The organism is Vibrio sp. 1F169, from assembly GCF_041439605.1.
Taxonomy (GTDB): Bacteria; Pseudomonadota; Gammaproteobacteria; order Enterobacterales; family Vibrionaceae; genus Vibrio; species Vibrio tasmaniensis_A.
Window position 1 is genome coordinate 23,150 of record NZ_JBGOOI010000056.1, and the last position, 7,845, is coordinate 30,994.

Annotated in this window: 5 protein-coding genes; 4 read left to right on the top strand and 1 reads right to left on the bottom strand. The window is 43.9% G+C overall.

What is annotated here, in order from left to right:
• Window positions 1-66: 66 nt before the first annotated feature.
• Complete coding sequence (locus tag ACED53_RS17710; protein ID WP_017102013.1) at window positions 67-2,595, bottom strand: class I adenylate cyclase; 2,529 nt, start codon at window positions 2,593-2,595, stop codon at window positions 67-69.
• A gap of 344 nt (window positions 2,596-2,939) precedes the next feature.
• Here ACED53_RS17710 and hemC point away from each other — a divergent pair, with 344 nt between their 5' ends.
• From hemC to ACED53_RS17730, 4 genes are read left to right on the top strand one after another with little or no spacing between them, the layout of a single operon-like run.
• A complete protein-coding gene (gene hemC, locus ACED53_RS17715) occupies window positions 2,940-3,878 on the top strand; it encodes a hydroxymethylbilane synthase (RefSeq protein WP_017102014.1) in 939 nt (312 codons plus the stop codon).
• A 2-nt stretch (window positions 3,879-3,880) separates the two neighbouring features.
• Window positions 3,881-4,609, top strand: a complete 729-nt coding sequence (locus tag ACED53_RS17720; RefSeq protein ID WP_017102015.1) for a uroporphyrinogen-III synthase — start codon at window positions 3,881-3,883, stop codon at window positions 4,607-4,609.
• 18 nt (window positions 4,610-4,627) lie between these two features.
• Window positions 4,628-5,854, top strand: a complete 1,227-nt coding sequence (locus ACED53_RS17725) for a uroporphyrinogen-III C-methyltransferase (protein ID WP_017102016.1) — start codon at window positions 4,628-4,630, stop codon at window positions 5,852-5,854.
• Window positions 5,854-7,035 carry a heme biosynthesis protein HemY gene (locus ACED53_RS17730; RefSeq protein WP_017102017.1) on the top strand — a complete coding sequence of 394 codons (1,182 nt, stop codon included), beginning with the start codon at window positions 5,854-5,856 and terminating at the stop codon, window positions 7,033-7,035. Before ACED53_RS17725 ends, ACED53_RS17730 begins: the two co-directional genes overlap by 1 nt.
• Window positions 7,036-7,845 lie beyond the last annotated feature (810 nt).

A 7,845-nucleotide genomic window follows, 5' to 3' on the forward strand; every position in this document is an offset into this window, starting at 1 on the left:
TGTAAGCAAAACTAAAAAGGAGTGAATCAATCACTCCTTTTTTAATATCAATCAGTCTTGGTAAGACTAGATATTGACTATCTTTGAGCTCCGAGAAGCTAAAGTCGCATCGTTACGATATGGCACCACATAAGAGTTACCTTCTTCAGGGTGAACAATTTGGTAGTACTGAGGTAGGTTAAAGTTAATCAACTTAGACGACACCTTCGACTCATCTTTTACTGAAGTGTAGAAAGAATTCACGCTTGCGATCATCTCATCTTTTTCACCGCTGTACTGGTGATACGCCTCAACCTGATTCGACTCGTCCAATACATAAATATTGAAACCTTTGTCGGTATCCTCAAAGAAAAATTGAATTAAACCTTCACTCGCAAAACCATCAACCACTTCTGGTAGCTGATACTCTTGCTCTTTATCGAGCATCAGTAAAGGTGAGCCCTTCAGCTTATTCGTCGAGATACTACGATAGAAATCGACCGAGTTTTCCAGCATCTGCACCGAAACGCCACGACGTTCAAAGAACAGACCAAACATTTTGTTTGCCAGGCGAATAGCCTTAAATCGGCGGCGTTTCTCTGGCTCAATTGGTTTTAATCGCAAATCGATACACTCGGCAAGCAGTTGATACACCATATTACGCATCACACCGCGTAGGTTTTTGCTGTAACAGAACACATCAACCGACTCTGGCGGCAACGCATCCTGGTGCATTTTACCCAGTACTGTCTTCAAAGCGTCCAACATCGCGGTTTCGCCTTGGAAATGAAGTGTACGAACTTCATGCCAAGAGTTCCGATAAACCAGATCGACACTACCGACTAAGCTCTTACCTTCTTCACCAAAACTGAAAATATCGGCATTCTTAAGATCCACTTTTAATGCGCGACCACTTAATTCAGACGTCGGGTCATTTTCAAAGTTGATGAACATCGCCAGTTGGCTTATCTCACACGGGCTCGCCAGTGCCTGCATACTCGGTCGACGCTTACGCAAAGAGAAGGTATTACGTAGATCGCTCACCATTTGATAAAATTTATCGATATCAATATGAGCATCTCGAACCACAGAGTGCAAACGCGTCGACTCTGTAATTAGGCCATTAAAGAACGACCAAGCAACCAACTTACTCAAGTACTCATGGTGCTCAAGTGAAGGCTGACCGAGAATGCGATGTGCAATCAAAGGCTGTTTGTACAAGTACCAACCCGCTTTATTTGACTGACCCTGACGAACTTCGATAAAGCTCAAATCAGGCTCATGGAGATCCGGGGATATTTGTGGATTCAGTAGCGTCACTTTGCCAGGCAAGACCTCAAACGCAGCGTAAAGTTTACGTGCCAAGATACTGATATCTTGCGGGCTGATAGCTGAAGTGATGTCGTTACGACGTGCAAATTGAATCAGATTACGATAGCTCAGCATCAAGGCATCAAGCAGCGCATGGTGTACCACTTTAACCTGCTCAACCTTCCAGTTACGGCGGTTGTCGAGCTCAGCAATGGTTTCATGTCCCCAGTTCCAAGATTTAGTCATCTCGGTTAAGGCTTCACGACGCCATGCGACAGAACCAATACCCGCATCTCGTGACAACTTCTCGTGGGTCTTAAGATAGAAGCAGCGTCTCACCAAATCCAATCGAGTATGGTCGTTGATACGTTCTAGGTAGCGAGTTACCTTCTCAAGCATCAGATAGTAGCTATCCATGCCATACAGATCAGGTTCATCTGCGAAGAAACGACGCTTGGTATCAATACTAAGAAGCTGGGTGTTTGGGTATTCCCATGAATAAGCTTCTAACAGGATCGCCTTCAACACCGATTTATACGGTGAGTCGATACTCTTATAGAGCTGCCATAGGTTTGAACCAAAGTACTCTTCAGCAGGAATACTGTTCAGCTTGCCGAAATCGATCCACTGCGAGCAATCAAGATAACCATCATTACATAAACCTTGGACATACTCGTCGTAGCACTCCTCCATTTCTGGCGGGATGATTTGCCATAACAAACGCTGGCCAGCCAAACGAACGGCTGAGCGGTAGAACTCATCAAGCAGTAGTAAGTGCTGTGAAGAACCACAGTTATCACCGGTCATCTCTTCAGAATGATTCGAGCGGAAACGCTCTTCATCCATCAAAAAGAAGTTCGCTTCAACCCCTAAGGTTTCAGCCCAATCAGTAATAAGCAGGCATTTATTGGTCAGGCTATCGCGAGATGCGCCATCCATATCTGGAGATACACACACCCAGATATCAAGATCACTTGAGGTACTTTGACCAATAGACGAAGTACTACCCATGGTGTACAAACCCAAGATTGCTGGTTCAGCGGCCTCGGTAAGTTTTCCGCCCAGAGTTAATTCAGTATCAGAGACAAATTGCTTTTGGAATTCATTGAGCGTGAAGCTACGAATTCCAAAAGGAACTTGTTGGTCATAATAACCAGGCATCATCGGGTGATTGAAGTGAAGCAGCGCGGGGATAAGGTTAAAAACTCGCTGGCCCTGCACATTCATCAACGCCAACGCACGATCAATGCGCTGCTGATTTAGATTGTCTAATCGTTGAATCAAAGTTTGAGTGTAAGCCTGCAAGGTAAGTCCTTGGTTTGAGATTAAGTGTACTTCTGTTTAGTTACTGAACGAAAGCAGCAACAAAACGTGATCAATTTAACACTTTTACCCTTATCGGTAAAGCAAAGGACGCCGTCATACTTACGAACCCCTTGATGACTGAAAGTAAAACTCGCGGCGCCGTAGTGTCCTCTTTATTGACTATTTCTAATAATAGCCCATGTTTCAAATGAGATACCAATCACACTATTTTGGTGAACTCATGAAATTCCCTCTGCTATCAAAGTATCGAATGATCAAACAGTAAGAATTTTCGCCTCACAATGGTAGGATTAGCCTATTACAGAACCTATATCGGAAACACCATGACAAATTCAGCACCAATCCGTATCGCGACCAGAAAAAGCCCTCTTGCCCTTTGGCAGGCATACTTTGTAAGGGATGCACTGCAAGCTGCTCACCCTGGTTTAGAGGTTGAGTTGGTAACTATGGTGACCAAAGGTGACATCATCCTAGACACGCCACTTGCTAAGGTAGGCGGTAAAGGGCTATTCGTTAAAGAACTTGAAGTAGCAATGCTAGAAGGTCGTGCTGACCTAGCGGTTCACTCAATGAAAGACGTACCGGTCGACTTCCCTGAAGGTCTAGGTCTAGTAACTATTTGTGAGCGCGAAGATCCTCGTGATGCTTTCGTATCAAATGCTTACAACAACATCGATGAGTTACCACAAGGTGCTGTCGTAGGTACCTGCAGCCTGCGTCGTCAATGTCAGTTGCTAGAATACCGCCCAGATCTCATCATCAAAGAACTGCGTGGCAATGTGGGGACTCGTCTAGGTAAACTCGATGATGGTCAATACGATGCTATCGTGCTGGCGGCAGCTGGCCTTAAGCGATTAGAGCTAGAAGAGCGTATCCGTAGCTTTATCGAACCTGAACAGTCTCTACCTGCTGTAGGGCAAGGCGCTGTTGGTATTGAGTGTCGTCTAGATGATGAACGTCTAATCAAGCTTCTTGAGCCACTGAACCACAAAGACACAGCCGATCGTGTGCTATGCGAACGTGCAATGAACCTAACTCTAGAAGGTGGTTGTCAGGTTCCTATCGGTAGCTACTCATTATTAGATGGCGATAATATCTGGTTACGTGCATTAGTAGGCGAACCAGATGGTTCTAAAATGGTTCGTGGTGAGATCTCTGGCCTTCGCAAAGATGCAGAAGCACTTGGCGTTACTCTGGCAAATCAATTGCTGGATGATGGCGCGAGAGAAATCTTAACCAAGCTATACGCAGACCAAGAATAACTATGACAGTGTTGGTGACTCGTCCCGGTTCAGAGGGACAATCGCTTTGCCAACAACTAGCGGATGAAGGGATTCAAGCAATCCATCATCCGCTTATTCGTATCGTTGATAATCCACACTCATCGGATTTAAGCACCCAGCTTAATAACAGCAATATCATTATTGCAGTCAGTCACCACGCCGTGACCGCTGCCCAAAACATCCTTTCGAAAACTTCATCTATTTGGCCAACTTCGCCGCTTTATCTTGGTGTTGGTCAAAAAACTGCGCACGTTTTAAGCAAAGTTAGTAAACAAAAAGTAAACTATCCCAAAGTGAGTGATAGTGAACATCTTCTCAAACTTACTGAACTTAATGGCGTAGATAATAAATCCATTTTGATACTGCGTGGAAATGGTGGGCGTGAGCTCATTAGAGATTCTCTACTCAATCGAGGTGCAAAAGTCTCTTATTGTGAGACCTACCGTAGAGAATATATTCCTATTAGCGACCACAATACCTATCAAACATGGATAAACAAAAAAACGTCCAAAGTTGTCATCACTAGTCAGGAACAATTGGAGTATCTCTGCTCAATTACCCCTGATGAGTATTTGGCTTGGCTTTCAACAAGACATCTATTTGTCCCAAGCCAGCGCATAGTAGAACGAGCACAACAACTCGGCTTCTCGAACGTGACCAATACTCACAGTGCTACGAACCAAATATTACTGGCTGCTCTCCGGCCCTAGCTAGAACAGGAAATAAGCATGACAAGCAAAAAAAATAATGAGCATATTGAACCTGAAAAGAAACAAGACACTCAGCCAGTAGTTGTTGAAAACGAAAAAGCTGACTCTACAGAGACAAAACAACCTGAACAAAAACTTGATGCCTCTGCGTCAAATACCGCTAAAAATGATCAGCCTAAAACTGAGCATAAAGAGCAAATAGAGAAAGCAGAAAAGCAAGGTAAGCGCGGTGTCACACTAGGCGCTATTGCGATCGCTTTTTCTATTATTTTCAGTAGTGGCATTGCCTTTCAAATGCAGCAAAAGAGCGCTGAGTACTCGGCTCAAATCGCTGCTCTTCAAGCACAACTGCAAAATACTCAATCTGCAGTAAATAAAGACCTACAAACCATCAAGCAAGAGACCATCCAAGAAGCATCACATGCGGTGGAGAAAACTCAAGTCGTGCAATCTCAGCAACAGAAGAGCATTCAAAGCCTACAGCTAGCGGTTGCTGATGTTAAAGGTCGCCGTCCAAATGACTGGTTGCTTGCTGAAGCTGATTACCTTGTGAAACTTGCTGGTCGTAAACTGTTCCTAGAACATGATGCCGTTAGTGCCACCAAACTAATGGAAAGCGCAGATCAACGTATCGCCGCACTGAATGACCCAAGCTTGGTCTCTCTTCGTCAATCAATGACCAATGACATTACTAAGCTTCGCACTATCCCTCTAATCGACCGTGATGGCTTAGTTCTTCGTATCACAAGCCTACAACAACAAGTCGATACTCTACCGCTTGCTAATGCGATTCTTCCAGAAGCTGCGGTTGTTGAGAAAAAAGCCGTATCGCAAGATATCAATGATTGGCAGAACAACCTGATAACGTCGATGAAAGATTTTTCAGAAAACTTCATCACATTCCGCAGTCGTGATGGTGAAGTTATTCCTCTACTCTCTCCTGAACAACACTTTTACCTGCGTGAGAATATCAAGGGCAAACTAGAGACCGCAATTCGCGCAGTCTACAAAGAGCAAGGCGAAGTCTATAGCGCAGCTCTTAAGACAGCTAACGAGTGGTCGAAGTCGTACCTAAACCAAGATAACAACTCAGTAATCGAGTTTGAAAAGGCGATTAAGCAGCTGAGCGAGCAGAATATTTCTGTGAAATACCCTGTGAAACTTGAGTCTCAAAATGAGTTATCAGACGTGATACGTGAGCGCCTACGTCGTGAAGTCACCGTTATGACCACGGAGGAAAAATAATGATTCGTTGGATTTTTCTTTTTCTCGTTCTAGGTGCTGGGTTAATTGTTGGTACTCAGTTCTCTGGTCAACAAGGCTACGTTCTGATCTCAATTGCGAATAAGACCATTGAGATGAGCGTAACAACACTGGTTATCTTCGTCATTGCTCTTCTAGCGGCTCTATTCGGCTTAGAGTACCTATTTAAAAAGCTTATGTACGCAAGCTCGACAACTTGGAATTGGTTCAGTGTTCGTAAGCTGAAGCGCTCTCGTCGTTATACCAATGAAGGCATCATCAAGCTGCTTGAAGGTGACTGGAAAGGCGCTGAGAAGAAAGTAACTCGCTGGGCTAATCATCACGACATGCCGCTACTTTGTTATTTAGTCGCTTCTCAAGCGGCACACGAGCAAGGTAATACAAGTGAGCGTGATAAGTACATCGAGCTTGCTAGCCAACAGGACGACTCTCTACTGGCGGTAGAGCTAACTAAAGCTAAACAGCAAATCAGCGAGTCAAACTACGAAGCTGCATTCGATACACTTTCTACCCTAAAAGGCACATACCCTAATAACACTGCTGTGCTTGGCCTGTTAAAAGCCACTTACTTGCAACTGAAGTTATGGCAGCCTTTGCTAGAGTTAACGCCTAAATTAGTTAAGAACAAGCTTCTAACAGCTGATGAACAACGTGAATTAGAACAGAAAGCACAATTTGGATTACTTCATGATGTAGCTCAACAACAGGGTAGCGAAGGTTTAATCAGCCATTGGAACAAGCTTTCAAGAAAGCAGAAACAAAGCTCTCACCTTGTTTCCTGCTTTGTGAAGCAACTGATCGCTCGTAAAGCTGACTCAGAAGCCTTCACAGTGATCAAAGAGAACATTGCAAAGAATGGTTCAAATGAGCTCTACATGTTGCTTCCAGAGCTGAACTTAGCCGATCACCACCCAGTAGTGATCATGCTAGAACGTTCAATCAGTAAAGACAGTGGTAATGCCGAAGCACACAGCGCTCTGGCTCAGTTCTACCTAAGAGAGCAGAAGTGGGCGGAAGCACAAAACCACTTCGAAAAAGCCCTAGCACTTCGTTCAAATGTCTCAGATTACGGATACCTATCTGACGCACTAGAGAAGCAAAACTTAACGAAAGCAGCTCACGAGGTTTCTCGTAAAGCGCTCGCTCTCGTTCAACCAGCGTAATTCAAAATGACTCAAACTAAGCCGATGTCTAGCATCGGCTTTTTTGTATCTGTTATTTGCCCCTAGATAACTTCTACAACACCTATAAACCAAACTCATCGAATCCTACCCGTCCAACGCCACCAAACCTAATGCACAAAAGTAACTATGTAATAGCGTAATAAAGCCTCCCAAACAAACGGAGAACGACACTAATTGTGTCTGTATGTAGTTTTACGATTTTTATAAACAAGCCCTAAGAAGAGGTTCGAGAGAAGTCATAGAAAAAAGTGACACCTAGAAGCTCAAGAGTAAATGGAGATCACCTTGAGAGAAGGCGTTTAAAGATATTTACCCGCAGGCAGATGCCCACTTAAAGTCACGCTGAATTAACAATTAAATAGCCATCAATGTTCCAACTATAAACCGTTATAACCGGGGAGTTCACGTAACTGCCTGTAGATTCAGCTATTAAGTAGAAGGGATATAGCAAGAGTTACCGACCAACAAAACCTTGTTATTAGAAAGGCATTTTTATCAGTCCATTCTAATTAGTAGGAAATAGAGCTCTCGAGACGCTCTGGAAAAGTTAATCATCGAATCAATAGCCAACAAATATAAACTTACGTAATCAAGCGTTGTTAGAGAGAGCAGAGCTTGATAATAAGTGTCGGAATATGAGAGCTCGAGATCAACGAACGGACACTGCTTCTACAAAACTCGAAGACGAAGGCTAAACTCAGATACCGGAAACGATGAAAGCCTAGTCGTCAGACTTAATGCCGATCGTTTAAGAAGACTTGAACGATCTTGCAGTTAGCAGATAATCCC